We start from the raw sequence: 696 nt of genomic DNA, 5'->3' as shown, positions 1-696 counted from the left end.
CCACAATGTACTCCGGTAACTCCTTATGTCGGTCTAAAAAACTGTCTAAAAATGGATTCAATGTTTTGGTGTCTGTGGGATTTGGAAATAATTCATAGCTCAAAACATACTGATTTTCGGTGGCGATTTGTAAATTATAACCTGGCTTGAGCTGTCCATTTCGCATATAATCGTCTTTCATCCGCATAAAGGTGGCATCAGTATCTGTTTTTGAAAAGCTATTTCGTTCTTGAAATAGTTGAGCATACCGTTCATACTTTTGTTTTCTTGGCAGATAATCCGTTTGTACCTGTCGGAGATATTTTTTATACATTCTTCTTTTTTTCTTTAGTTGACTTTGCTTTTCTTTGCATTTTTCATGTGTTAATTGTACTTGTGTTTCATGGAGTTCAGCTTCTAAATGATGAGCGACTTCTTCTAACTGGTCGCTCGTCAATCCATCGGATTGACTTTCTTCTTTTAAGCAAGGAAGAATTTCCTCTTGATAAAGCGTTTGATAAAAAGCTTCTGATTTTTCATCTAACAACCGTTCATACCGAGTGGTGGCTTTACGCCAAACAAAGCTGAACTTATTGGCGTCTGCTTCAATTTTCGTACCGTCAACGAAGATGGCTTCATTATCTATCACTTGATTGGTTATCAGTTGACGGCGAAACAACACAAAAGCCTCTGCTAGAAGCTGAGCTGTCGTTTCCT

General features: G+C 37.8%; 1 pseudogene. It reads right to left on the bottom strand.

From position 1 onward, the window contains the following. Positions 1-696, bottom strand: a pseudogene (locus AB3I42_RS13945) (IS5/IS1182 family transposase); the annotation flags it as partial.

The organism is Enterococcus sp. C53 (genome assembly GCF_040887425.1).
GTDB lineage: Bacteria > Bacillota > Bacilli > Lactobacillales > Enterococcaceae > Enterococcus_B > Enterococcus_B hirae.
Note: the sequence above shows the minus strand (reverse complement) of the source record. Positions and strands in the feature narration are given on the sequence as shown.